This is a genomic window from Virgisporangium aliadipatigenens, from assembly GCF_016863615.1.
GTDB classification, from domain to species: domain Bacteria; phylum Actinomycetota; class Actinomycetes; order Mycobacteriales; family Micromonosporaceae; genus Virgisporangium; species Virgisporangium aliadipatigenens.
On the sequence record NZ_BOPF01000012.1, the window covers coordinates 75,525 to 99,417 of the forward strand.

At 72.4% G+C, this 23,893-nt stretch carries 24 protein-coding genes; 18 read left to right on the forward strand and 6 right to left on the reverse strand.

Features of this window, described 5'->3' with window-relative positions; translation table 11 throughout:
- Positions 1-7: 7 nt before the first annotated feature.
- The 7 genes from Val02_RS17635 (at position 8) to helR (ending at position 9,117) form a co-directional block, all read left to right on the forward strand.
- Positions 8-1,483, forward strand: coding sequence for a hypothetical protein (locus Val02_RS17635; RefSeq protein ID WP_203900180.1), 1,476 nt, complete (start codon positions 8-10; stop codon positions 1,481-1,483).
- A gap of 11 nt (positions 1,484-1,494) precedes the next feature.
- The gene (locus Val02_RS17640) at positions 1,495-2,883 is read left to right on the forward strand and encodes a hypothetical protein (RefSeq protein ID WP_203900181.1); all 1,389 of its coding nucleotides are present in this window, start codon (positions 1,495-1,497) and stop codon (positions 2,881-2,883) included.
- 136 nt (positions 2,884-3,019) lie between these two features.
- Positions 3,020-4,261 carry a glycosyltransferase family 2 protein gene (locus Val02_RS17645; protein ID WP_203900182.1) on the forward strand — a complete coding sequence of 414 codons (1,242 nt, stop codon included), beginning with the start codon at positions 3,020-3,022 and terminating at the stop codon, positions 4,259-4,261.
- A gap of 1 nt (position 4,262) precedes the next feature.
- Positions 4,263-4,925 (forward strand): alpha/beta fold hydrolase, encoded by a 663-nt coding sequence (locus Val02_RS17650; protein WP_203900183.1) that lies wholly within the window; start codon positions 4,263-4,265, stop codon positions 4,923-4,925.
- A 24-nt stretch (positions 4,926-4,949) separates the two neighbouring features.
- On the forward strand, positions 4,950-5,666 hold the full coding sequence (locus tag Val02_RS17655; protein ID WP_203900184.1) for a GntR family transcriptional regulator: 717 nt from the start codon (positions 4,950-4,952) through the stop codon (positions 5,664-5,666).
- A gap of 125 nt (positions 5,667-5,791) precedes the next feature.
- Positions 5,792-6,997 carry a glycosyltransferase gene (locus Val02_RS17660; protein ID WP_203900185.1) on the forward strand — a complete coding sequence of 402 codons (1,206 nt, stop codon included), beginning with the start codon at positions 5,792-5,794 and terminating at the stop codon, positions 6,995-6,997.
- Entirely contained in the window at positions 6,994-9,117 is a 2,124-nt protein-coding gene (gene helR / locus Val02_RS17665; RefSeq protein WP_275415587.1) for an RNA polymerase recycling motor ATPase HelR, read from the forward strand. Before Val02_RS17660 ends, helR begins: the two co-directional genes overlap by 4 nt.
- A 27-nt stretch (positions 9,118-9,144) precedes the next feature.
- On the opposite strand, the gene Val02_RS17670 is transcribed toward helR, so the two are convergent.
- Complete coding sequence (locus Val02_RS17670; RefSeq protein ID WP_203900186.1) at positions 9,145-9,747, reverse strand: hypothetical protein; 603 nt, start codon at positions 9,745-9,747, stop codon at positions 9,145-9,147.
- A 164-nt stretch (positions 9,748-9,911) separates the two neighbouring features.
- On the opposite strand from Val02_RS17670, the gene Val02_RS17675 reads away from it, so the two are divergent.
- The 6 genes from Val02_RS17675 (at position 9,912) to Val02_RS17700 (ending at position 16,563) form a co-directional block, all read left to right on the forward strand.
- A complete protein-coding gene (locus tag Val02_RS17675; protein ID WP_203900187.1) occupies positions 9,912-11,441 on the forward strand; it encodes an NCS1 family nucleobase:cation symporter-1 in 1,530 nt (509 codons plus the stop codon).
- Positions 11,442-11,460: 19 nt separating this feature from the next.
- Positions 11,461-12,150 (forward strand): aspartate/glutamate racemase family protein, encoded by a 690-nt coding sequence (locus Val02_RS17680; protein WP_239153109.1) that lies wholly within the window; start codon positions 11,461-11,463, stop codon positions 12,148-12,150.
- A gap of 112 nt (positions 12,151-12,262) precedes the next feature.
- Positions 12,263-12,424, forward strand: a complete 162-nt coding sequence (locus Val02_RS17685; protein WP_203900189.1) for a hypothetical protein — start codon at positions 12,263-12,265, stop codon at positions 12,422-12,424.
- Complete coding sequence (locus tag Val02_RS17690) at positions 12,394-12,846, forward strand: hypothetical protein (RefSeq protein ID WP_203900190.1); 453 nt, start codon at positions 12,394-12,396, stop codon at positions 12,844-12,846. The genes Val02_RS17685 and Val02_RS17690 overlap by 31 nt, the downstream gene beginning before the upstream one ends.
- Before the next feature lie 57 nt (positions 12,847-12,903).
- On the forward strand, positions 12,904-14,970 hold the full coding sequence (locus tag Val02_RS17695) for an alpha-galactosidase (RefSeq protein ID WP_203900191.1): 2,067 nt from the start codon (positions 12,904-12,906) through the stop codon (positions 14,968-14,970).
- Between the two features lie 168 nt (positions 14,971-15,138).
- Positions 15,139-16,563, forward strand: a complete 1,425-nt coding sequence (locus tag Val02_RS17700) for a methionine--tRNA ligase (RefSeq protein WP_203900192.1) — start codon at positions 15,139-15,141, stop codon at positions 16,561-16,563.
- Here the strand turns inward: Val02_RS17700 and Val02_RS17705 are convergent.
- Together Val02_RS17705 and Val02_RS17710 are read right to left on the reverse strand one after the other, a co-directional pair.
- On the reverse strand, positions 16,560-17,150 hold the full coding sequence (locus Val02_RS17705; RefSeq protein WP_203900193.1) for a GNAT family N-acetyltransferase: 591 nt from the start codon (positions 17,148-17,150) through the stop codon (positions 16,560-16,562). The two genes, Val02_RS17700 and Val02_RS17705, sit on opposite strands and share 4 nt — an antisense overlap.
- A complete protein-coding gene (locus Val02_RS17710; RefSeq protein ID WP_239153111.1) occupies positions 17,147-17,680 on the reverse strand; it encodes a mycothiol transferase in 534 nt (177 codons plus the stop codon). Before Val02_RS17710 ends, Val02_RS17705 begins: the two co-directional genes overlap by 4 nt.
- 165 nt (positions 17,681-17,845) lie before the next feature.
- On the opposite strand from Val02_RS17710, the gene Val02_RS17715 reads away from it, so the two are divergent.
- Complete coding sequence (locus tag Val02_RS17715; protein WP_203900194.1) at positions 17,846-18,562, forward strand: methyltransferase domain-containing protein; 717 nt, start codon at positions 17,846-17,848, stop codon at positions 18,560-18,562.
- 42 nt (positions 18,563-18,604) lie between these two features.
- On the opposite strand, the gene Val02_RS17720 is transcribed toward Val02_RS17715, so the two are convergent.
- Positions 18,605-18,784, reverse strand: coding sequence for a hypothetical protein (locus Val02_RS17720; protein WP_203900195.1), 180 nt, complete (start codon positions 18,782-18,784; stop codon positions 18,605-18,607).
- A 129-nt stretch (positions 18,785-18,913) separates the two neighbouring features.
- Here Val02_RS17720 and Val02_RS17725 point away from each other — a divergent pair, with 129 nt between their 5' ends.
- Positions 18,914-20,182 (forward strand): helix-turn-helix domain-containing protein, encoded by a 1,269-nt coding sequence (locus Val02_RS17725; RefSeq protein WP_203900196.1) that lies wholly within the window; start codon positions 18,914-18,916, stop codon positions 20,180-20,182.
- On the forward strand, positions 20,179-20,697 hold the full coding sequence (locus tag Val02_RS17730) for a flavoprotein (RefSeq protein WP_203900197.1): 519 nt from the start codon (positions 20,179-20,181) through the stop codon (positions 20,695-20,697). Before Val02_RS17725 ends, Val02_RS17730 begins: the two co-directional genes overlap by 4 nt.
- On the opposite strand, the gene Val02_RS17735 is transcribed toward Val02_RS17730, so the two are convergent.
- Positions 20,673-21,107: an SUKH-3 domain-containing protein gene (locus tag Val02_RS17735; protein WP_203900198.1), complete on the reverse strand. Its 435-nt coding sequence runs from the start codon at positions 21,105-21,107 to the stop codon at positions 20,673-20,675. The two genes, Val02_RS17730 and Val02_RS17735, sit on opposite strands and share 25 nt — an antisense overlap.
- A gap of 28 nt (positions 21,108-21,135) precedes the next feature.
- Positions 21,136-21,537, reverse strand: a complete 402-nt coding sequence (locus Val02_RS17740; protein WP_203900199.1) for a MerR family transcriptional regulator — start codon at positions 21,535-21,537, stop codon at positions 21,136-21,138.
- 28 nt (positions 21,538-21,565) lie between these two features.
- Between Val02_RS17740 and Val02_RS17745 the strand changes: the two genes are divergently transcribed.
- Together Val02_RS17745 and Val02_RS17750 are read left to right on the forward strand one after the other, a co-directional pair.
- On the forward strand, positions 21,566-22,249 hold the full coding sequence (locus Val02_RS17745; RefSeq protein WP_203900200.1) for a siderophore-interacting protein: 684 nt from the start codon (positions 21,566-21,568) through the stop codon (positions 22,247-22,249).
- A gap of 79 nt (positions 22,250-22,328) precedes the next feature.
- Positions 22,329-23,804 carry a trypsin-like serine protease gene (locus Val02_RS17750; protein ID WP_203900201.1) on the forward strand — a complete coding sequence of 492 codons (1,476 nt, stop codon included), beginning with the start codon at positions 22,329-22,331 and terminating at the stop codon, positions 23,802-23,804.
- Positions 23,805-23,893 lie beyond the last annotated feature (89 nt).

Genomic DNA, 23,893 nt, shown 5'->3' on the forward strand with positions numbered 1-23,893 from the left:
GTCCCCGTTGTCGATAGCCGTGGAGCCGGATGCCGTGGAACCGGACACCCCGGAGGAGTCGCCGCAGGAGTCGCACCGTTCACCGGTCGCGCTCGTCGCCGAACGACTCTTCCTGACCGCGCCGTCGCGGCCGGTCACCTGGCGCGCCGTGGTGCTCGCGCTGGCCGCCGTCGCGGTCGGCACGATCGTCGGCGTGAACCGGGCCCGCGGCCCCGGCGCGCTGAACACCGTCTGGGCCGAGGACGGTTCGATCCTGCTGACCGACGCGCTCAACGAGCCGTTCTGGACGGCGGTCACGACCCCGCTCAACGGCTACTACATCACCGTGCCGCGGCTGCTCGGCGAGGTGGCCGCGATCGCGCCGATCTCGCTGTCGGCGGTGGCCCTGTCGGCGATCGCGGCGGCGTGCGCGGCCGGTATCGCGCTGCTCGTCTACGTGGTCAGCCGCGCGCACGTGCCGAGCCCGGTGCTGCGCCTGGTGATCGCCGCCCCGGTGGTGGTGACGCCGGTCGGTGCCCTGTTCACGCCGCACACGATCGTGACCCAGCAGTTCCTGCTGCTGTACGCGCTCTTCTGGCTGCTGCTGTGGGTGCCGACCACCCGCGCCGGGCGGATCTTCGGGGTGGCGTTCGCGGTGCTGTCGGCGCTCACCACGATCCTGGTCGTGGCGCTGCTGCCGCTGGCGATCTTCCGGGCCGTGGCGACGCGCGGGCGGCAGGCGTTCTGGCTGCTCGGGGGGCTGGTGATCGGCCTCGCGGTGCAGGTCGGCGGGCTGGTGTCCGGGGCGGCGTCGCGCGCCGGCATCTCGCACCCGCGGCCGGACCCGGCGTGGGCGCTGCTGGAGTTCGTCGTGTACGGGCTGCCGTACTCGGTGCTCGGCCAGAAGTGGCTGGAACCCCCGGTCAACCACCAGAACGGCAATTGGGTCAACCCGCACGAACGCCCGGCCGAGCACGCCGTTCTGGTGCTGCTGGCGTGGGTCGTGATCGGGCTGGTGGTGTACCTGGCCGTGCGCCGGGTGACGAAGCCCGCGTGGGTGCTGGCGGCGGTGGCCGCGGCGCACGCGTTCGGGATCTTCGCGCTGGAGATCATGGCGATGGGCTACGACACCGACTCGTACCTCGTCGACGAGAAGGCGCTGATCTGGACCGACCGGTACCTGGTGCCGGCCATGCTGCTGCTGACCGTGACCGTGGTGGCGCTGCTGCGCCCGGACGGCGATCCCGGGTTCGACCCCGCCAAGTGGCCGGCGAACGTCTGGCCGGTGGTGGCCTACGTGACGCTGCTGGTCGTCGTGTGCGCGGTGAACTTCCGGCACGACAACCCGCGTTCGTACAGCCAGCCGTGGCGCAAGGAGGTCCGGGCGGCCACCGCGACGTGCAAGGCGACCGCGCAGAAGACGGTCACGATCGGCGCCGGCAGCACCATGTGGGGCAACAAGTGGCCGCAGGTCGTCATCCCGTGTGACCGCCTGCGGGACTGAGGGAGATTCGAGTGAGCGTGGCTGCCGTGATCCGGTCGGCTGATGGGGAGGCCCGGCGGGACCGGCGCGGCCGCTGGTCCGAGGCCGTCTTCCCGGCGGGGCCGGCGGTCCGGGTCACCTGGCGGGGCGCCGTCGTGGCGGTCGTGCTCGTGGCGGCCGGCACCGTGCTGAGCCTGCTGCGCACCCAGGGGCACGGGGCGTTCGACTCGATCTGGGCCGAGGACGGCAACCACTTCCTCAACGACGCGCTGAACTCGACCACGGACCGGACGCTCCTCAAGGGGCTCAACGGGTACTTCGTGCTGCTGCCGCGGATGATCGCCGAGTTGCCCACCGTGCTGCCGATCGGGTGGGCGCCGGCCGTCATGTCGACGCTGGCGGCGCTGGTCACGTGCCTGTTCGCGCTGTTCGTGTACGTCGCGAGCGGCGCGCACCTCGAGCGGCCGTGGCTGCGGTTCGTCGTGGCGCTGCCGCTGGTGCTGGGCAACGTGGCCGGCATCCTCACCCCGAACAACATCGCGACGCTGCAGTTCGCGGCGATGTACACGACGTTCTGGGCGCTGATGTACGTGCCCACCGGGCGGTGGACGCGCCTCGCCGCCGGCGGGATCGTGGTGCTCACCGGCATGACCACGATCCTGATCCTGGCGTTCGTGCCGCTGGCGCTGGCGCGGGCGTGGCTGCGCCGGGACCGCTGGTCGTACCTCCTGGCCGGGGCGGTGCTGCTGACGACGCTGGTGCAGGGCCTGTCGCTGGTCTCCGGCGTGAACAGCCGGGAAGGGCTGTCGACCACGCGGATCGACCCGCTGTGGGCGTTCCTGGAGTGGCTGCTGTGGGGGGTGCCGGCGGCGGTCCTGGGGGAGAGCTGGATGCGCTCGCCGCGCGACCCGGCGCTGCACGCCGTCCGGATGGTGATCGTGTACGCGGTCATCGCGGCGGCGATCGTGCTGGCGGCCCGCAGGTTCACCCGACCGGCCTGGGGGCTGGCGCTGTTCGCGACGGTCAACAGCGCCGCCGTGCTGTGCCTGGCGATGATGGGGATGGGCTACCCGACCGACTCCTATCTGGTGCCGGATCACCTGCTGCAGGACACCGAGCGCTATCTGATGGCCTCCGCGCCGATGATCATCGTGGCGCTCGTCGCCCTGCTGCGGCCGCGCGAGGGCGCGAGCGTGAGGGGCTGGCTGCCGGTCGCGCTGTACACCGCCCTGGTCGTCGCCACCTGCGCGGCGCACTACCGGGTCGTGCAGCCGCGTAACTACGTGGAGTCCTGGAGCGTCACGGTCGAGCGGGCCCGTGCCGAGTGTGCGGCACGCCCCGACGCGCGCTCGGTGGAGGCCCGCTACGGCGGGCGGATCTGGTACCCCTGGTTGATGCTGCCCTGCGAAAAGGTTCGTTGAGGGCGCCAAACGGTCGTGGGTCTTATACAGCGTCCCGGCGGTCCACGGTAAGGTTTCGCAGAACGTGACGCCGGGGCGCGTGGTGTCACGCAGCGTGCCCGCATATACCCCCGTGAATTCCCCGTTAGGACTTCCGATGTCGTCTGAAGCGATCTTCCCCGGCGAGAAGCCGGGACCCGTCGAGGTCACGGTGGTGCTGCCGTGCCTCAACGAGGCCGAGACGTTGGCCGTGTGTGTGCAGAAGGCGGTCAAGTGCCTCGCCGACCTGGGGGTCAACGGCGAGGTCCTGGTCAGCGACAACGGCTCGACCGACGGTTCGCAGCAGATCGCGGTCGACAACGGCGCGCGCGTCGTCAACGCCCCGATCCGCGGCTACGGCGGCGCGATCATGGCCGGCATCGACGCCGCCCGCGGCGAATACGTGATCATGGCCGACTCCGACGACTCGTACGACCTGACGAAGCTCGGGCCGTTCATCGAGCGGCTCCGCGAGGGGCACGACGTCGTCATGGGCAACCGCTTCAAGGGCGGGATCGCGCCGAAGGCCATGCCGCCGCTGCACAAGTACCTGGGCAACCCGGTGCTCTCCTGGCTCGGCCGGGTGCTGTTCGGCCTCAAGGAGGTCCGCGACTTCCACTGCGGCATCCGCGGCTTCAACAAGGAGCGCATCCAGGCGCTGGGCCTGTGCATGCCGGGCATGGAGTTCGCCTCCGAGCTGGTCGTGCGCGCCGCGCTCGCCGGCTACTCGCTGGTCGAGGTGCCCACCACGCTCCAGCCGGACGGCCGCAGCCGCCCGCCGCACCTGCGCACGTGGCGCGACGGTTGGCGGCACCTGCGCTTCCTGCTGGTCTTCGCGCCGCGCAAGACCCTCGTGTGGCCGGGGCTGGCCCTGTCGGGGATCGGGCTGGTCGGCACGCTCGTGTTGACGTTCACCCAGATCAAGCTGGGGTCGATCGGCCTGGACGTCAACGCGATGATCTATGCGACGTTGGCCCTGATCGTCGGCGCGCAGCTGGTCCTCTTCGGCGGCTTCGCCGAGATCTACGGCTGGCACGAGGGCATCGTGCGGACCGACCACGTGGCCCGCTGGACGCGGATCCTGCGCCTGGAGCGCTGCGTGGCCGTCGGGCTCAGCCTGATCCTGCTCGGCCTGATCGGCACGGTCGTGGCGGTGACCAAGTGGGGGACCGGCGGCTTCGGCGGCCTGCCGCCGGGCGACCCGACGATCCGCGTGGTGCTGCTGTCGGCCACCTCGATGTCGCTCGGCACGATCGGGATCTTCGCCGGCTTCTTCTCCAGCCTGCTGACCCTGCGCAGCACCCGCCTGCACGCCGTCAGCGAGGCCGTCGACGCCGACGACGAGCTCGCGCCGGTCTGATTTGCTGGTACTTCTGCACTCTCCGCTCGTCGGGCCGTCGACCTGGAAGCAGGTCGCGGCCCGGCTCGCGCTCCGGGGTCATGAGGTCTCCGTTCCCGACCTGACCCCGGCGCTCTCGGTCGAGGGGTCGATCCTGCCGGCGATCGCCGACCTCGTCCCCGACCGCGGTGCGGTCCTGGTCGGCCACAGCGGCGCCGGACCGCTGCTCCCGGCGATCGCGCGACAGACGCAGGCCCGGGCCGTCGTCTACGCGGACTCGCTGCTGCCCTATCCGGGTGGTTCGTGGCTGGACTCGGCTCCGCGGGAACTGGTGGAGCACCTGCGCGCCCTCGTCCGCGACGACGGTCGGCTGCCCCCGTGGCACGAGTGGTTCCCGGCCGGCACGCTCGACTCGCTGCTGCCCGACCCGGCGGTGCGCGCGGGTTTCGTGACCGACCTGCCCCGGCTGCCGTGGCGGTACTTCACCGAGCGCACCGACCCGCAGGCGTGGACCGGCCCGGGCGGTTACCTGCTGCTCAGCGACGGCTACCGGGAACCGGCGGAGGCCGCCCGCGCGGCGGGGCTGCCGGTGGTCGAACTGCCGACCCATCACCTGGCCATGCTGACCCATCCGGACCAGGTCGCCGACGCGTTGGCGCTGGTCGTCCAGGAAATGAATCCCTAACAGTCCCGTCATAGGCTGCCGGTCATGCAGGGCTCCCGTCGCAGGTCGGCGCTGCTGGCGCGGCTGGCCGGACGGACGGCGGGGCGGGCGCCGGTGGTGATCCTGGACGAGCTGCGCGCCTGCATCCTCGACGGCGAGGTGCCGCCCGGGTCGCCGATCCCGGTGGACGGCGTGGCGGCGGCGTTCGGGGTGAGCCGGATCCCGGTGCGCGAGGCGCTGATGACGCTCATCGGCGAGGGGCTGGTGGACCACCGGCCGCACCTCGGGTATCAGGTGGCGCGGCTGACCGCGCAGGAGTTCGGCGAGATCTACCTGGTGCGCGAGGCGCTGGAGACGGCCGCCCTGCGGGTCGCCGTGGCGCTGGCCGACGCCTCCGACGACGAACGCGCCCGCGCCGCCCACGCCACCCTCGAACGGGCCGTCGTCGCGGGGGACCGGCGGGCGCACCACCGGGAGAGCCGCCGGTTCCACCTGGCGCTGCTGCGCCCCTGCCGGATGGGCCGGCTGCTGCACATGCTCGACACCGCGTGGAACCTGACCGAGCCGCTGCAGCCGATGTCCTACCTGGACGGGGCCGAACGGGAGCTGCTGCACGGCGACCACGCGCGGATGCTGGCGGCGTTCACGGCGCGCGACGGTGAGGCGTTGCTGCGGGTGTGCGCGGAGCACCACCATCGGCTGCAGGGCTACGTGGCGCGGCTGCCGAAGGACACCGGATTGTTCGCCGAACCCGAGGCATAAAGAAAGGCCGGTTCTCCGGCCACTTTTAACGTATACCGCACCCCGGGGCTTGCGGCAAGACCCTGGTCATGGCGCAGAATCGTCCACCGGAACCGGGAACGGCCTGATTCGGGGAGATTTGCGCAATGCGTGTACTTCTGACGACGATGGACTCCCGCGGTGGCGTCGAACCGCTCGCCGGTCTCGCCGCGCACCTACGCGCGCTCGGGCACGACGCGCGGATCGCCGCGCCGCCGGACTGCGCGGACCGCCTGGCCGAGGCGGACGTGCCGCTGGTGCCGGTCGGGCCGTCGGTGCGGGACCTGGTGCACGGGGCGAAGCCGCCGTCGCTCGCCGACATCCCGCGGCGCGCGGCCGAGGTGACCGAGGCGTGGTTCGAGCAGGTGCTGCCGGCAGCCGTTGGCTGTGACGCGCTGCTGGCCTCGGGGATCATCCCGGCGGTCGCGGCCGGTCGGTCGATCGCGGAGAAGCTCGGCATCCCGTTCGTGTGGGTGAACTACTGCCCGATCTTCGTGCCGTCGCCGCACTTCCCGGTGTGGCCGGCGCCGGGGCGGCCGTTCCCGGCCGGCGTGACCGACCGTGCCGAACAGGACGCGCTGGCCCGCCAGGGATACCACGAGATCTTCGGCGGGGCGCTCAACGCGAGCCGGACGAAGTTCGGCCTGGCGCCGGTGGACGACGTGCGCGGGCACATCCTGACCGGCCACACGTGGGTGGCGGCCGACCCGGTGCTCGCCCCCTGGATCACCCCGGCCGAGGTCGACGTCGTGCAGACCGGCGCCTGGATCCTGCCGGACGAACGCCCCCTGCCGGCCGAGGTGGAGGCGTTCCTCGACGCGGGGGAGGCGCCGGTGTTCATGACCTTCGGCAGCCAGCGCGCGCCGGAGGAGTTCGCGCGGGTCGCGGTCGCGTCGGCCCGGGCGCACGGCCGCCGGGTGATCCTGTCGCGCGGCTGGTCCGGGTTGGCGCCGCTGGTCGACGGGGACGACTGCCTGAGCGTCGGCGAGATCAACCAGCAGGCGCTCTTCCGCCGGGTCGCCGCCGCGGTGCACCACGGCGGCGCGGGCACCACGCACACCGCCGCCCGGGCCGGTGCGCCGCAGGTCGTGGTGCCGCTGATGGGGGACCAGCCGTACTTCGCCGCCCGGGTGGCGGCCCTGGGGATCGGCGCGGCCCACGAGGGTCCGGTGCCGAGCGTGGACTCCCTGACGGCCGCGCTGGAGATCGCGCTGGCGCCGGGCACGAAGGCCCGGGCGGCCGAGGTGGCGCCCACGATCCGCACCGACGGGACCGACGTCGCCGCGAAGGAGCTGTCCGCGTGCACCCGTTGAACACGAGCGTGTTCGAGCTGCCCGAGCGGCTCGCGGTGAAGGCCGACCCGGCCATGATCACGGCCGACGAGGCGCATTTCGCGGCCGTCGGGCAGAGCCTCGCGCGGGCGATCGCCGAACTCTCCGAACGCCTCGACGCCGCCCGCAAAGCGGCCGGTGGCAAGGGCCGCCAGGCGATCGACCGGGACGACGAGATCCGGCGGCTCAGCGCGCGGCTGGGCACGCTGCGGCGGTTCGGGCTGGACATGTGCCTGGGCCGGATGGTCAGCGCCGAGGGAACGGTCTACGTCGGCCGCCTGGGCCTCACCGACGGCGCCGGGCGGCAGCTGCTCGTCGACTGGCGTTCGCCCGCCGCGGAGCCGTTCTTCGGGGCGACCCACGCCAACCCGATGGGGCTCACCAGCCGCCGCCGCTACCGCTGGAACCAGGGCCGGATCAACGACTACTGGGACGAGGTGTTCACCCCGGACGGGTTCGACGCGAACGCGGCTCTCGACGACCAGTCGGCGTTCATCGCGACGCTGGGTGCGAGCCGTTCGGCTCAGATGCGCGACGTGCTCGGCACCATCCAGGCCGACCAGGACGCCATCGTGCGGGCCGGCTCCGCGGGTGCGCTCGTGGTCGACGGCGGGCCCGGCACGGGAAAGACCGTCGTGGCGCTGCACCGCACCGCTTACCTGCTCTACGCCGACCCCCGCCTCGGGCACCGGCAGGGCGCCGTCCTCTTCGTGGGGCCGCACGAGCCGTATCTGGCCTACGTCGGTGACGTTCTCCCGAGTCTCGGGGAGGAGGGGGTGCGCACCTGCACGCTGCGCGACCTCGTCCCGGAGGGGGCGACCGCGGCGGAGGAGACGGACCCGGAGGTGGCGCGGCTCAAGGCGTCCGCGGACCTCGTGCGCTGCGTCGAGACCGCGGTGCGTTTCTACGAGGAACCGCCGACGACGGGCATGCGGGTCGCCACGCACGAGTCCGACGTGTGGCTGGGCCCGCAGGACTGGGCGGAGGCGTTCGCAGCGGTGGATCCCGGCACGCCGCACAACGAGGCGCGCGACCGCGTCTGGGACGAACTCCTCACCATCCTCGCCGACAAGTACGACGGCGACGAGCCGGAACGCCTGCTGCGCAAGGCCTTCGAGCGGAACCGGGAACTGCGTGCGGCGTTCAACCGGGCGTGGCCGCTGCTGACGGCGCCCGATGTCGTCGGCGACCTCTGGTCGGTGCCGGCGTACCTGCGCCGGTGCGCGCCCTGGCTGCGCGTGGACGAGATCAAGGCCTTGCAGCGCAAGGAGAATCCGCACGCGTGGACCGTGGCGGACCTGCCGTTCCTGGACGCCGCCCGGCAGCGGCTCGGCGATCCGGAGGCCTCCCGGCGCAGGCGGGCGCACGACGCGGCCGTAGCCGTGCAGCGCGAACGGATGGACGAGGTCGTCGACGACCTCATCGCCTCGCACGCGTACGACGACGGCGAGGGGCTGATGCGGATGCTGGTGCAGCAGGACCTGCGGGAGGTCCTGGTCGACGAGACGGTGCTGCCGGAGGCGGAGGCGGACGTGCTGGCGGGGCCGTTCGCGCACGTGGTCGTGGACGAGGCGCAGGAACTGACCGACGCGCAGTGGCAGATGGTGCTGCTGCGCTGCCCGTCCGGGAGCCTCACCATCGTGGGCGATCGCGCGCAGGCCCGGCACGGGTTCACCGAGTCGTGGCGCGAACGCCTCGCCCGCATCGGGATCGACCGGATCCACGAGGCCTCGCTGACCGTCAACTACCGCACGCCGGCGGAGGTCATGGACGAGGCCGCGCCGGTGATCCGGGCCGCCGTCCCGGACGCGAACGTGCCGACGTCGATCCGCAGCAGCGGCATCCCCGTCTACCACGGCGCGGTGGCCGAACTCGAGACCGTCCTCGCCGCGCACACCGAGGGCACCGCGTGCGTCATCGGCCTGCCGTCGTTCGTGGCACGCGAGCGGGTCCGGTCGCTGACGCCGGTGCTCGCGAAGGGGCTCGAGTTCGACCTGGTGGTCCTGGTCGATCCGCAGCGGTGGGCGGCGGTCGACCGGTACGTCGCGATGACCCGGGCGACGCGGCGGCTGGTGATCCTGACGGATCCCGCCCGACCGTGACGGCCGGGCGGGAAGGGTGCGCGTATGTCAGGTCCGAACCGACACGTCGGGCCGGCCCGGATGGCAGACGTAGCCGTTGACGAGCACCACGACACCGGACTGGATGAAGGCGTAACTCCGGTTGACCTGCCGGATGTTGAACCAGCCGCGGGTCGCGTAGTCCCGCAGCCCGATCACACTCTCGTAGCTCTCCACCCGGGTGCCGACGCTGTCGGCGAGCTGGACGTTCCAGCTCCAGGCGACGGCCGGGTAGGGGGCGTTGGTGAAGCCGCTGGCGACCGAGACCGTCCAGCGCCGCACCTTGCTCAGGGCGATCCAGGACTTGCCGCAGTTGCCCCAGACCTCGTTTCGGTCGTTGTTCTGCCGGGCCGCCCGCTGCACCTTGAGCACCGGGCCCTTCCGCTTCGCCGACCTGCCGTCGATCGGCACCGACTGCTTGGTCCCGTCGGGATAGGTGACGATCTTGTAGCCGTTGCGGTGGGCGACGCCCTCGTCGAACCCGGTGATGACCATGCCCCGTTCGACCCGCTTGCCGGCGGGTGCGGCGGTCGCGGCCGGGGCGTTGAGCAGGCCCAGCCCGACGGCCACGGACACCGCCAACGCCGCTGTGACGACGCGTTTTCCGATCATTGACGCTTTCCTTTCCCCCGTTGCCTCCTACGGATGTCGTCGGCTGGGCGCCAGATTAGGCAACCGTCGATCGGAGGGGTCCCGGCGGAAGATATATCGTTCGCAAAACCGTTCGGAAACAGCCCGTCCCTAACGTCTGCCCCAGCGTTACGAGGGGAGTGGGCATGGCCGACACAGTCACACCATCGACGCCCGTCACCGTGGACGGGCCGCAGGACCTCGTCGAGGCCGCCGGCATGCCGGTCGGCACCGGACTGGTCAAGCCGGAGTACGACCCACGCCTCACCAACGAGGATCTCGCCCCGCTGGCGAAGCAGTCGTGGGGCTCGTACAACATCTTCGCGTTCTGGATGTCCGACGTGCACAGCGTCGGCGGGTACGTCACCGCCGGAAGCCTGTTCGCGCTCGGGCTGTCGAGCTGGCAGGTGCTGGTCTCGCTCGTCGTCGGCATCACGATCGTCTACTTCTTCTGCAACCTGGTCGCCAAGCCCAGTCAGGTGACGGGCGTGCCGTATCCGGTCATGTGCCGGCCGGTCTTCGGGGTGCTGGGGGCCAACGTTCCGGCGGTGATCCGTGGGCTGATCGCCGTGGCGTGGTACGGGATCCAGACCTACCTCGCCTCGGCCGCCCTGGACGTGGTGCTGCTGAAGCTCTTCCCGTCGCTGGCGCCGTACGCCGACGTGGACCAGTGGGGGTTCCTCGGGCTGCCGCTGCTCGGCTGGTGCTCGTACGCCGTCCTGTGGGTGTTGCAGGCCGCGGTCTTCTGGACCGGCATGGAGTCGATCCGGCGGTTCATCGACTTCTGCGGGCCGGCGGTGTACGTCGTCATGTTCGTGCTGTGCGGCTATCTCATCTGGAAGGCCGGCTTCGGCGAGATCGACCTGAACCTCGGCGAGGTCAAGTACAAGGGCATGGACGCTCTGCCGATCATGCTCGGCGCGATCGCCCTGGTGGTGTCGTACTTCTCCGGGCCGATGCTCAACTTCGGGGACTTCTCCCGCTACGGAAAGTCCTTCGGCGCGGTCAAGCGCGGCAACCTGCTCGGGCTGCCGGTGAACTTCCTGGCGTTCTCGCTGCTGACCGTCATCACCGCCTCGTTGACCGTGCCGGTCTTCGGCGAACTCATCACCGACCCGGTCGCCACGGTGGCCCGCATCGACAGCACGTTCGCGATCGTGTTGGGGGCGTTGACGTTCAGCATCGCCACCATCGGCATCAACATCGTCGCGAACTTCATCTCGCCCGCGTTCGACTTCTCCAACGTCAGTCCGCAGCGGATCAGCTGGCGGATGGGCGGGATGATCGCGGCCGTCGGCTCGGTGCTCATCACGCCGTGGAACCTTTACAACAACCCCGACGTCATCCACTACACGCTGGAGACGCTGGGCGCCTTCATCGGGCCGCTGTTCGGGGTGCTCATCGCCGACTACTACCTGATCAAGAAGCAGGTCGTGGTGGTCGACGACATGTTCACCATGAGCCCGTCGGGCCGGTACTGGTACAAGCGCGGATACAACCCGCCCGCGATCGTCGCGACGGCGCTCGGCGCGGCGATCGCCATGGTGCCGGTGCTGTGGACCGACGGGCCGGGCATGCACACCACCGCCCAGTACTCGTGGTTCATCGGGATGGGCATCGGGTTCGTGGTGTATCTGGCGCTCGCGCGGGGTTCCCGTGTTCCTCAGGGTGATTAACCCCAACACGACGCCGGCGATGACCGCCACGATCGAGGAGTGCGCCCGGGCCGTGATCGGTCCGGGCGTCCGCCTGGAGGCGGTCACGCCCGCCATGGGCCCGGCGTCGATCGAGAGTCACTATGACGAGGCCCTCGCGGTCCCGGGCATCCTGGCCGAGGTTCTTTCGGGGGAACGTCTTCAGGTCGACGGCTACGTCATCGCGTGCTTCGGCGACCCGGGCCTCGACGCGGCGCGCGAGATCGCATCGGGGCCGGTCGTCGGGATCGCCGAGGCGGCCATGCACGCGGCGTCGTTCCTGGGGCGGGGCTTCAGCGTGGTGACCACGCTCGAGCGCACCGCCGGCCGCGCGTGGGAACTGGCCGCCCGGTACGGCTTCGCCGCGCACTGCAAGGGCGTGCACGCCTGCGAGATCCCGGTCCTCGACCTGGAAAGCGATCCGTCCACAGTGGACCGGGTGACCGCGCTGGCCGCGGAGGCGCTGTCCCGCGACCGGTCCGACGTGATCGTGCTCGGGTGCGCCGGGATGGCCGACCTGTGCGCCGCCGTCTCCCGGCGGATCGGCGCGCCGGTCGTGGACGGGGTGGCGGCCGCGGTCTCCACCGTGGCGGGCCTGGTCCGCTGCGGCCTGCGCACCGCCTGGTCCGGGGAGTACGCGCTGCCCCCGCCGAAGCGCTACACCGGCCTGCTGTCCGCGTACGGGAGCTGACCCCGCTGCGCCGATCTTGCAGTTGTGGTGCCCGGCGCATCCGTTTTCACGGTGGTATGCGGCCGCCACAACTGCAAGATCGGCGAGGGGGCGCTACCTTGCCGGCTGCGGAGTGGGTGTATCCCGCGACGCGCTCGAGGCGGTCGTGCACACCGTCGTGCCGGCGTACCTGCTCGTCGTGGCCGTGATGGTGCTCTCCTCGCGGGACCGGGCCGGGCAGTGGTCGGCGATGGGCGCGGGCCGTTGGCCGCCCTGGCCGTCCTGCCGATGCTGATGGGGGCGTTCTACCTGGCGACGAAGCTCGGGTTCACACCGGACGCCGCGAAGCGGCAGAACCCGTTGGTGGCGCTGGTGATGTTCTACCTCGGGGTGCAGATGGCGCTGTGCGCCTTCGCGATCCCGTACTACGCGTGGGTCCACGGCTACCGCGCCGTCGACGGGAACCCGTTGCTGCGGCCGCTCGTGACGCCGTTGCTCGCCTGGACCGGCGTGGCGCTCGGACAGCTGTTCGGCGAGTACTTCACCGACGCGGGCGTGCCCGGGCCGCTGTCGCTCCTCACCCCGGTCGGCGGTGCCGTGGTGATGACGCTCTTCGCGCTGTGGAAGTACCGGCGCGCCGCCGCCCACTACGGCATCACGTTCCGCTCCGGCCCACCCCCGCAGCCGGCCCCCGATCCCGAGATCCCCGCCTACTGAACGCGGCGGCGGTACGCTCAGCGAGGCGCCGGAGCGTTCCCGTGAAGGGATAGTGATGTGCTGATTCAGCTGCGGTCCGCGGGCACCGGCCTCGTGCTGGACGCCCGCGGGCCGCACCCGCCGGCGATCGTCCACTTCGGACGCGACCTCGGCGACGTGGACCCGGTGTCCCTTGTGGACGCTCTGGTGCCGGCCGTCCCGCCGAGCGCGATGGACCTGCCGCTGCGGCTGTCGCTGCTGGCCGGGCCGGACCAGGGCTGGACCGGCCGGCCCGCGGTCGGCGGCGCGTCGGCGTGGCGCCTCGCTCTGGTTTCCCGGCCGTCGCCGGTGTCGGTGACGACCGAGTCCCGCTCCGGCCCGCTGGTGCTGCACACCTCGATCGAACTCACCGCGCAGGGCCTGCTGCGCCTGCGGCACCGGCTGACCAACACCGGCGACGCGCCGTTCACACCGTCCACAGTGGACATGCTGCTGCCCGTGCCGGACCGCGCCCGCGAGCTGATGGACTTCAGCGGCGTCTGGTCCTACGAACGGCGGCCGCAGCGGATGCCGCTGCGCGACGGCGTGTGGCTGCGGGAGACCCGGCACGGCCGGCCCGGCCACGACGACCCGTACCTCATGATGCTCGGCACGCCCGGCTTCGGCTTCGACAGCGGCGAGATCTGGGCGGTGCACCTCGCGTGGAGCGGCGACAAGCGGGTCTTCGCCGAACGCAGCCCGCTCGGCCGCGCGGTGCTCGGCTGCGGCGAACTGCTCGGCCCCGGCGAGATCGTCCTCGGGCCGGGGGAGTCCTACGAGAGCCCGTGGGCCGTGGCCGGCTGGTCGGACTCCGGCATCGACGGCCTGTCGGCGCGGTTCCACGCCGAGATCCGTGCGGTCAAACGGCCGATCCCGCGCCCGGTGGTGCTCAACACCTGGGAGGCCGTGTACTTCGACCAGAGCATGGAACGGCTGCGCCCGCTCGTCGACGCCGCCGCCGAGGTCGGGGTCGAACGCTTCGTGCTCGACGACGGCTGGTTCACCGGCCGCACCGACGACCGGCGCGCGCTGGGGGACTGGACCGTCGACCCCGAACGCTGGCCCGACGGCCTGCACCCGCTGGTGAACGCCGTCCGCGAGCGCGGCATGGAGTTCGGCCTCTGGGTCGAGCCCGAGATGGTGTCGCCGGACTCGGCACTCGCACGCGCGCATCCCGACTGGCTGCTCGGCCCGCCCGACGCCCTCACGTGGCGCCACCAGCGCGTGCTCGACCTCGCCGAGCCCGGCGCGTGGCAGTACGTCCTCGACAGCCTGAACGCGCTGCTGAGCGAATACCCCATCGCGTACCTGAAGTGGGACCAGAACCGCGATCTGCTGCTGGAGGGCGTCTCGCACCGGCAGACGACGGCCCTCTACCGCCTGCTCGCCGCGTTACGCGCGCGGCACCCGCACGTGGAGATCGAGAGCTGCGCCTCCGGCGGTGCGCGCGTCGACCTCGGCATCCTGGAGCACGTCGACCGGTTCTGGACCTCCGACACCAACGATCCCCTGGAACGCCAACGCATCCAGCGCTGGACCGGGGTGCTCGTGCCGCCGGAGTACCTCGGTGCGCACGTGGGCGCCCCGACCGCGCACATCACCGGGCGGCGCACCGATCTGGGGTTCCGGCTGGCGACCGCGCTCTTCGGCGGCGCCGGCATCGAGTGGGACCTCACGACCGCCGATGACTCCGACCGCCGCGCCGTCGCCGCGTGGGTCGCGCTGTACAAGGAGCTTCGCCCGCTCCTGCACACCGGCACGGTGGTGCGCACCGCCCTGCCCGGCGGCGACGATCCCGAACGCCTCCTGCACGGCGTCGTCGCCGCGGATCGCACGCAGGCCGTGTACGCCTACGTGACGATGCGCGCCTCGGCGAGCGCGCTGCCGGCGCCGATCCGGTTCCCCGGACTGGACCCGGATCGCACGTACACCGTGCGGCCGCTCGCCGTCGGGGCCGCGCCGCGGACCGTTCAGGCGGCGCCGCCCGGGTGGGTGGAGCGCGGCGACGTCACCCTGCCGGGCCGGGTGCTGGCGGAGGTCGGCATCGCCGCGCCGCTGCTCACGCCCGAGCGGGCGCTGGTCCTGCGGGTCTGCGCCGTCGCGTAACTCGGTGGCCCGCCGCGGCGCGGGGGTGCGAGCATGTCGGGCATGACGTCGATGATGCGCCTCCTTCCGCGGGGCCTCGTCGTGCGCTGACACCATCGAATCGAGTCCCGCCGGTGTGCGGGGCCGTCGACGCGTCACCCCTCGCACCGCCCGGGCGAAGGGAGAACCATGAGCTTCTACGTCACCACCGCCATCCCGTACGTCAATGCCGCACCGCATCTCGGTCATGCGTTGGAACTGGTGCAGGCGGACGTTCTCGCCCGACACCGGCGACTGCGCGGGCAACCCGTGCGCTTCCTCACCGGCACCGACGACAACGCGCTCAAGAACGTCGCCGCCGCCCGCGCGGCCGGGGTCGACGTGCGGGCGTTCGTCGGCGGCAACAGTGCGCGCTTCGCCGCGTTGCGGGGTCCGCTGGACCTGTCCTTCGACGACTTCATCGCGACCGGCACGGATCACCGGCACGCGCCGGGTGTGCACCGCCTCTGGCGGGAGACCGCGCACGACCTGTACCGGCGGCGGTATGTCGGGCGGTACTGCGGCGGCTGCGAGGCGTTCACGGATGCGGCGCACTGCGCGGAGCACCGCCTGCCGACCGAGCGCGTCGCCGAGGAGAACTGGTTCTTCCGGCTGTCCCGCCACGCCGACGCGCTGCTCGACATCCTGGAGTCGGGCCGGGTGCGCGTCGAGCCGGCCGCGCGACGCAACGAACTTCTGGCGTTCGTCCGAAGTGGACTGAGCGACGTCAGCGTCTCCCGCCCGGCGGCGCGTTCCGACGGCTGGGGCGTGCCCGTGCCGGACGATCCGGGACAGGTGGTCTACGTCTGGTGGGACGCGCTCGCCAACTACGTCACCGCCCTCGGCTACGCCACCGACGACGCCGCCTACCGGCGCTGGTGGGTCGACTCGACCGAACGGGTGCACGTCATCGGCAAGGGCATCGTGCGCTTCCACGCCGTGTACTGGCTGGCGCTGCTGCTGTCGGCCGGGCAGCCGCTGCCGACGACGATCGTCGTGCACGACTACCTGACGGTCGACGGCGCCAAGCTCGCCAAGAGCGCCGGCAACGCCGTCGATCCGGCCGCACTCGTCGCCCGCTACGGCGTCGACGCGGTGCGCTGGTGGCTCCTGCGCGACGTGGCACCGCTCGGCGACACCGACTTCACCGTGCGGCGCCTCGTCGCGCGCGCCGACCGCGACCTCGCGAACGGCATCGGCAACCTCGTCAGCCGCACCCTCGGCCTCGTGCGACATCTCCGCGACGGCGCGATCCCGCGGAGCGGACCCGACGCGGGACTCGGGACGGCGCAGCTCCCGGCCCGCGTCGACGAGGCGTTGCGGCGCTTCGACTTCCGCGCGGCGACCGGTGCACTGTGGACGGTCGTCGACGCCGCCAACCGCTACGTCAACGCCACCCGCCCGTGGGAGCTGACCGACGCCGGACGCCTCGACGAGGTGCTGGGGTCGCTGGTGCACGCCTGCCGGGCGGTGACGCACGAGCTGGGGCCGTTCCTCCCCGCGGGCGCCGAACGCCTACGCAACCGACTGGACACCGGCGCGGCGGCGCCCGCGTTCCCCCGACTGGGTGGTTAGAAGTCCTTGCGCATGACGACCCGGCGCGCCGACGGCTGGTGCACCTCCCGGAACCCGGCCTCCTCGAACACCTGCTTGGCGCCCACGTGCAGCTCGCCCCAGGTGATCACCTTGCCCGGCCGGGTCAGCATCGAGTAGCCCTCGACCGCCTTCGCCCCGCACGCGCGCGCGTGTTCCGCGGCCGCCTCCGCCAGGCGATACGTGAGCCCCCGGCCGCGGTAGCCCTTGCGCACGACGAAACACGTGACGGCCCAGACGTCGGGGTCGTGCCGGTCCTCGTTCCGGCCGGTCCACGGGGCCCTCGTGGTGAGCAGCTTCGGGTAGGCGACGCGCGGCTCGACGGCGACCCAGCCGGCCGGTTCGTCGTCGACGTAGGCCACGAGGCCGCTGCCGCCCCGGGCCTGCGCGCGCTGGGCGGCGAGGCGTTCGGCCAGGGTCGAGTCGCGCCACATCCAGCCCGGCACCTTGAAGCGCTGGCAGCGGCAGTTGTTCGACGCCCAGTTGCTGCCGTGCGGGTTCCCCGGCCCGAAGACGGCGTCGAGGTCCTCCCACGGCACCCGGTCGGCGGTGACGATGCGGATGTTCATGCCGGCGGGTCCTCGCCGACGAGGCCGTCGATCGCCTCCCGGAACAGGTCGGCGTGGCCGGTGTGCCGCGCGTACTCCTCGTGCATGTCGACGATGACCCAGCGCAGGTTGACCGGCGTCTTGAAGTGCGACACCTGGTCGAGTCCGCCGTCGGCCAGCACGGCGTCCCACGCCGCGCGGGAGCGTGCCACGGCGCCCCGCCACAGCTCGTAGAGTTCGGCGGGGGAGTCGCCGTCCGCGCAGGACCAGTCGTCGTCGGGCAGGGGCGCGACGGTGTCCCACGGCGCGCCGACCGGCTTCCCGGTCAGGAACGACGCCGTCCGCCAGTCCTCCACCCACGCGAGGTGCTTGATGAGCCGCGCGAGGGTCATGTCCGACGGCGGAAACCTCCGGTGCAGCGCGGCGGCGTCGAGCCCGCCCACCTTCCAGGCGAACTGCGCCCGGGCCCGGTTCAGCCCGAACAGCGCCATCTCGACCTCGGTCGGCTCGAGCGGCGGGTGCGGCGGCATGGTGTCCAGTGGTTCGGCCATGTCCGCAGCGTAGGGTCGGTAGCGGACGTTCTGCTTCCGGTTCGGTCGAGCGAACGCGCCGAACACTGATGGAAGCACTGGATGTGCGGCGCGGCCCGCCGGGCGGCCGGGACCCACGCGTCGCCCAGGTGCCGAACCCGCGTTGGTGATCGATATGGTGGCGCGATGTTCGGCCCACAGCGTCACCAGAATCTCGCCGCCGCGCTGCCCGTGCGACCCGGCGGCGCGGTCGTCGACCTGGGCTGCGGAAGCGGGCTGACGCTCGCGGCGCTCGCGGCCCGCGTCGAGGACAGCAGCCTGCTCGTCGGCGTGGACCAGAAGCCCGGCGGCAGAGCCAACCGTCGCATCCGGCACGTCATCGCCAATCTCGACGAGCGGCTGCCGTTCGGCGACGCCACCGTCGACGCCGCGCTCAGCCAGAACGTCATCGAGTCCCTGCCCGACCCGCAGGCGTTCCTGGCCGAGGCGGCGCGCATCCTCGCCCCCGGCGGCCATCTCCTGCTGGGGCACAGCGACTTCGACACGCTGGTCTTCTCCTCCGCCGACCTGGCGCTCACCCGCAGCCTCGTGCACCGCTTCTGCGACACCGTGCAGCCGTGGATGACGGTCGCCGACGGCACGATCGGCCGGCGCCTGGTCGGGCTGGCCCGGCGTTCGCCGTTGACGCTCGTGCGCACGTACGCCTGGGTCGGCCACCACACGACCTTCGAGGAGGGCGGCCCGGCGCACACGGCGGCGAACCTGGTCGCCCAGGAGGGGCGCCGCGACCCCGCCCTCAAGGGGTCGGTGGACGGGTGGCTGGCGGATCTGGAGCGGCAGGCGCGCGACGGCGAGCTCTTCTACTCCCTGAACGACTACGCCGTCCTGCTCCGCAAGGACTAGCCCACCGGCCGCTCGAGCGCGCTGTCCCGCACGACACCGGCGTCAGCGCGCCCTTTCCGCCACCGCGAGCGCGGCCGCCGTCGCGGTGTGCAGCGCGCGGATCTCCGGGAGCGTGAGGTTGGTGAATCGGGGAAGCGCACCCGAGTAGTAGTGGCTCAACACGATCGTCGGCCGGGCCGCGCCGGGCTCCTGCACCACCTCGATCGCGAGCTGCACCACCACGGGCAGTCCTGAGTCGTCATGGACCGACGATCGCGCCGGTCGGGTCCGGTGTCGAGAGGGCGCACGCGGACGAGGCGCGCTGTCCGCATCGGACGGCGGCGACCGGGTCGCGCGGCTACGGTTCCGGGTATGGGACAGCGGCCGAGGGCACTGGCACCGCACGCATCGCCGCGACAGTTCTTCGGTGCCGAGCTGCGCTGGTGGCGTGAGCACCGGGGTCTCTCCCAGACCGCGCTCGGTGCGCTGGTGCACAGCAGCGGCGCCACCGTAGGAAAGGTGGAGAAGGCCGCACGACGCCCGACCGCGGACTTCGCGGGGCGTGCCGACGCCGCGCTGCGCACCGGGGGCGTGCTGGCACGCCTGATGGCCTTGGTGGGTGCCGAACCGCGTCCCGATGCGGACACCTTCGGCGGGCCGGTGGACGGGTCGGACGACGTGGCGGCGCCGGACGTGGACCGCCGTGCGTTGCTTCGCGTCGTGGCCGCCGCACCGATGGCGGCACTGGGTGGAGCGCCCTCCGGCGTACGGCCGGAGAGCCTGGGGGCCCTCACTGCGCGCGTGGGCGGAATCCATCACCTGTATCAGCAGGGGCGGTACCGCGTCGCGCTGCGTCACCTGCCCGCCGTCCTTGAGGATCTCGCGCACCGCGACGGCGCGGAGGCGCTCCTCGCCGAGGCGTACCAGGTGGCGAGCGGCCTGCTTCTCAAGACCGACGACGCCCAGCTCGCGGCGGTCGCGGCGGACCGGGGGATGGCGGCCGCGCGGCAGTGCGCGGATCCGGTGGTCGTGGCGGCGAACGCGCGGGCCGTCGTGCACACGCTGTTCGCCGGCGGCTATCACGAGAATGCCGTCGCGGTGGCCGTCGACGCGGCCGACCGGTTGACAAGGGACACCGGCACGCACGACGAGGCGACGCATTCGCTGCGCGGTGCGCTGCTGCTGCGCGCGGCGATCGCATGCGCCCACCGAGGTGACCGGCACCGCGCGGGAGACCTGCTGGACGAGGCCTCGGGAGCGGCCAGGGCAGTCGGCCGTGACGGTAATGCCCGCTGGACGGCGTTCGGGCCGACGAACGTGCGTGCCCACCGGGTGGCCGTAGCGGTGGAAATCGGCGACGCCGGCCTCGCCGTCGAGGAGGCCGCCGGCATCGACCTCTCCGCGCTGCCGCTCCCGGAACGCCGGGCGGCGCTCCTGGTCGACACCGCGCGTGCGTATGTCCACTGGGGACGGTGGGAGCGGGCGTTCGACGCGGTACGTGGGGCCGAACGGCACGCCCCGGACGAGGTGCGCGCCCGACGCTCCACGCACCGGCTGATCCGACGACTCGGGCGGGGCTGCCCCGCGTCGATGCGGCCGAGGGCGCACGAGTACGCGCGGGCCGTCGGGGTGGTGCGGTGAGCCCGCTGCTGTGCGTGGTCGTGTGCGCGGCAGGACCGGCGTCGCAGGTCGGTGTGCTGGTCGCGCTCGCCCGGGAGGCGGGCTGGACGGTCCGGGTCGTCGTCACGCCTGCGGCGCTCGACTTCGTCGACGGCGGTGCGCTGGCCGCCCTGGCGGGCTCGCCGGTGCGGAGCGCGTACCGGGCCTTCGGGGCGTCGCGTTCCCCGATCCCGGATGCCGTGATCGTGGCGCCCGCGACGTTCAACACCGTCAACAAGCTGGCCGCCGGGATCGCCGACAACTACGCGCTGAACGTCGTCGCCGAGGCGATCGGGCGGGGTGTGCCGGTCGTGCTGCTGCCGTTCGTCAACAGTGTCCTCGCGGGACGGCTCCCGTTCCGTCGCGCCGTGGAACTGCTGCGGGCCGAGGGGGTGACGGTGCTGTTCGAGACGCATCCGCCGGGCGTCGGGGACGCGGTGGCCTTCCCGTGGGAACGGGCGCTGGCGGCCGTTCAGGGGAGGTCGGTGGGCATGTAGCCGAGCACCAAGTGGTCCAGGGCCCGCGGCATCCGCCCGAAGGACGCCAGCCAGGTCTCGACCAGGTAGATCTCGGCTCGTTCGTCGATGCCGAGCCAGTAGCGTCCGCCGTCCAGGTCGCCGATCGGTGCGATGTCGCGAGCGGCGGACGCGCTCCACTCGCGGAACCGGTCGGCCTCGCCGAGGCACCGGGTCGGATCCAGGCTGAAGGGATCCCGTGCGCTGGTGACGCCGGGGCCGCTGTCGTGGACGGCGAGGCCGCCGTACTCGCCGAGGAAACGGCGGGCCGCGGTGTGCACCGGCGGGAAGCCGTCGGCGACCAGTTCGGCCGTCCAGGCGGCGAGGTCGACGGTGCGGCCGCTGTGCCAGCCCGCCGCCTCGAGAACGCGGCGGGTCTTCGGGTCGTTCACGCGGGCGAATGTAGCGGCTGCGGGCCGGTCACTTGGCGGGTGGGAGGTACGCGGCGACCTTCGCCCGCGCGTCGGGGCACTCGGCGAACGGCAGCGGGCACCTCATGCCCTCCTCGATGAGCTCCTTCGCCGCCGTCGCCCGCGCGATGCGTTCCGTCAGGGCGGCCACGTGCCGTTCGAGGATGTCCGTGCGGTCCGTCGGATCGTCGGTCTCCATCAGCGCCCGGATGTCCCGCAGCGCGAAGCCCGCGTCCTTGGCCAGCAGGATCATCGCCACCTGTTCCAGGTCCGCGTCACCGTAGCGCCGGCGTCCGGCACCGTCACGCTTCGGTTCGAGCAGGCCCATCGTCTCCCAGTGCCGCAGCACATGGGTCGGCAGCCCGAACCGGGCCGCGAGGTCGCCGATCGTCTGCGTGTCGGTTGACTTCACGTGCACATTAACCGGCACCGTGCACGGCATGAGCAAGCTCTTGGACGTGGTCGACCGCTTCCTGGTCCGGGCCACCGTCGCCGACGTCTCGCCGGTGACACCGCGGATGCGCCGGGTCAGCCTCGCCGGGGAGGCGGTGCGCGGCCTCGACTGGATGCCCGGCCAGCACGTACGGGTCCGGGTCGAGGGCATGTCCCTGCGCACCTACTCCGTCTGGCAGGTCGACGGGGACCGATTGGATTTGGGCGTCCTCGACCATCCCGAGGACGGTCCCGGGGCGCGCTGGGCGCGGGAGGCGCGGGTCGGTCAGCCGGTGGCGTTCATGAAGCCGGAGGGGCGGATGGTGCCGCGCGACGGGGCCGCGTACCACCTGTTCGTCGGCGACGAGACGGCGTGTCCGGCGTTCGGGGCGATGCTGGCGGCGCTTCCCGCCGCGTCCCGGGTGCACGGCGTCATCGAGGTCGCCGCGCCGTCCGACCGGATGTCGTTCGGCGAAAGGGATCTGGAGTGGGTCTGTCCTAAAGGGACGGACGCGCTCGTCGCCGCGCTGCGGGCGCTGGATCTGCCGGACGAGCCCGGGGTCGCGTACATCGCCGGCGAGGCGCGGACCTGCCAGGCCGTTCGCAGGCATCTTCAGGGGGAACGCGGTTGGCCCCGCTCCGCGCTCGTCTCCAAGCCCTTCTGGACACCGGGCCGCCGCGGAATGGACTAGAGACACGTGCCCGAACGGGCACAGCGGGCGCCGCCGGCCGACACGTTTCCCGGGTGACCGACACCTCGGAGGCCATTTCATGAGACGCCGACGCCTTGCCGTCGCCTTCGCTGCCGCAGCCGCACTGGCAGCCGCCCTGCTCACCATCCCCGTCGCGAACGCCGTCTCGGGCGGCGATCCCGTCGACAGCACGGACAGGTACCCCTGGCTGGGGTGGCTCGCCGTCGACGGGACCTTCGCCTGCGGCGCTTCGCTCTACGCGCCCGACCTCGTCCTCACCGCATCGCACTGCGTGCTGGGCGAGAACACCGAGGAGCTGACGGTGACGTTCGGCGCGCTGGACCGCTCGACGTCCGACAGCGCCGGCCGGCAGGTGGTGCCGGCGACCCGGTGGCACTACGTCGGCCTGGAGGACGAGATCGGCAACGGGCCAATCGGCGAGCTGGAACTGCTGCGCCACGACTGGGCCCTCGTCAAGCTCGCCGAACGGGTCGACCGCCCCACCCTGCCCCTCGCGACCGATCCCGCCGACACCACCGGCCCGCTGACCATCATGGGGTGGGGCGCCACGCCGATCCTGCGTTCGGGCGAGGTCACGGGGATCACCGACGAGGAGTGCGCGTCGCGCGGGACGGACTTCGTCCCCAACGAACGGCAGCTCTGCACGCTCTCCAGCGGCACGGAAGCGAACTGCGGCCCGCGAATCCGCTCCGGCGACTCCGGCGGCCCGCTGGTCAAGCGGCTCGCGGACGGCAGCTACCGCCAGGTCGGCGTCGTCAGCGCCGCGGGGGAGGAGTGCGCGAGTCCCACCGTCTTCGCGGACCTGACACATTACGCGCCGAACATCAGGGCGGCCGCCGCACGGCTCGACCGCTCCGCCGAGGACCCGTTCACCGCCGCCGAACCGGGCCGGTACCCGTGGGTCGGCACGGTGTGGACGGGCGACGGCGCCTGCATGGGCTCGCTGTACGCGCCCGACGTCGTGCTGACGTCGGCCTCGTGCGTGACCGGCGACAGGGCCGACGTCTCCGTCATCTTCGGCGAGACGGACGGCATTCCGCCGCCCGAGCGGGAGGGCTCCCAGCAGGTGCCGGCGGCGAAGCTGTACCGGCCGGCGTCCGGTGCGTGGGGCCTGATCAAACTGGCCGAGCCGATCCGGCAGCCCACCCTGCCGATCGCCGCCGGCCCGGCGACCGCCGGTGAGAAGGTGACCGTCTTCGGTTGGGCCCGTTCGCGCCGCCACCTGCTCGCCGGCGAGACGCTGGTCGTCGACGACCGCACCTGCGCGGAGCGCATCGGCGACGGCGAACGTCGCGACTTCGCGCTGATCCTGTGCACCGCGTCGTTCGGTCCCGCCGAGTTCGTCGGGCGGCCCGACTGCCGGATCAGGGTGGCCGCGGGCCAGGTGGGCGCGCCCGTCGTCGCGCGCACGACCGACGGGCGGGCGGTGCAGGTGGGCGTCGTCGCGCGGACCGCGCCCGGCTGTCGCGTCGACCTGCAGGTGGACCTGCCGCCGTTCGCCGCCGAGATCGCGGCCGCCGTCGCGGTGCTCTGAGCGACGGTTCGGTCGAACGTCCATAGTGGACGGTTTGCGCCACGGACGACCGGGACGGATGTGTGACGGCCGTGCTTTTGCGGACACTT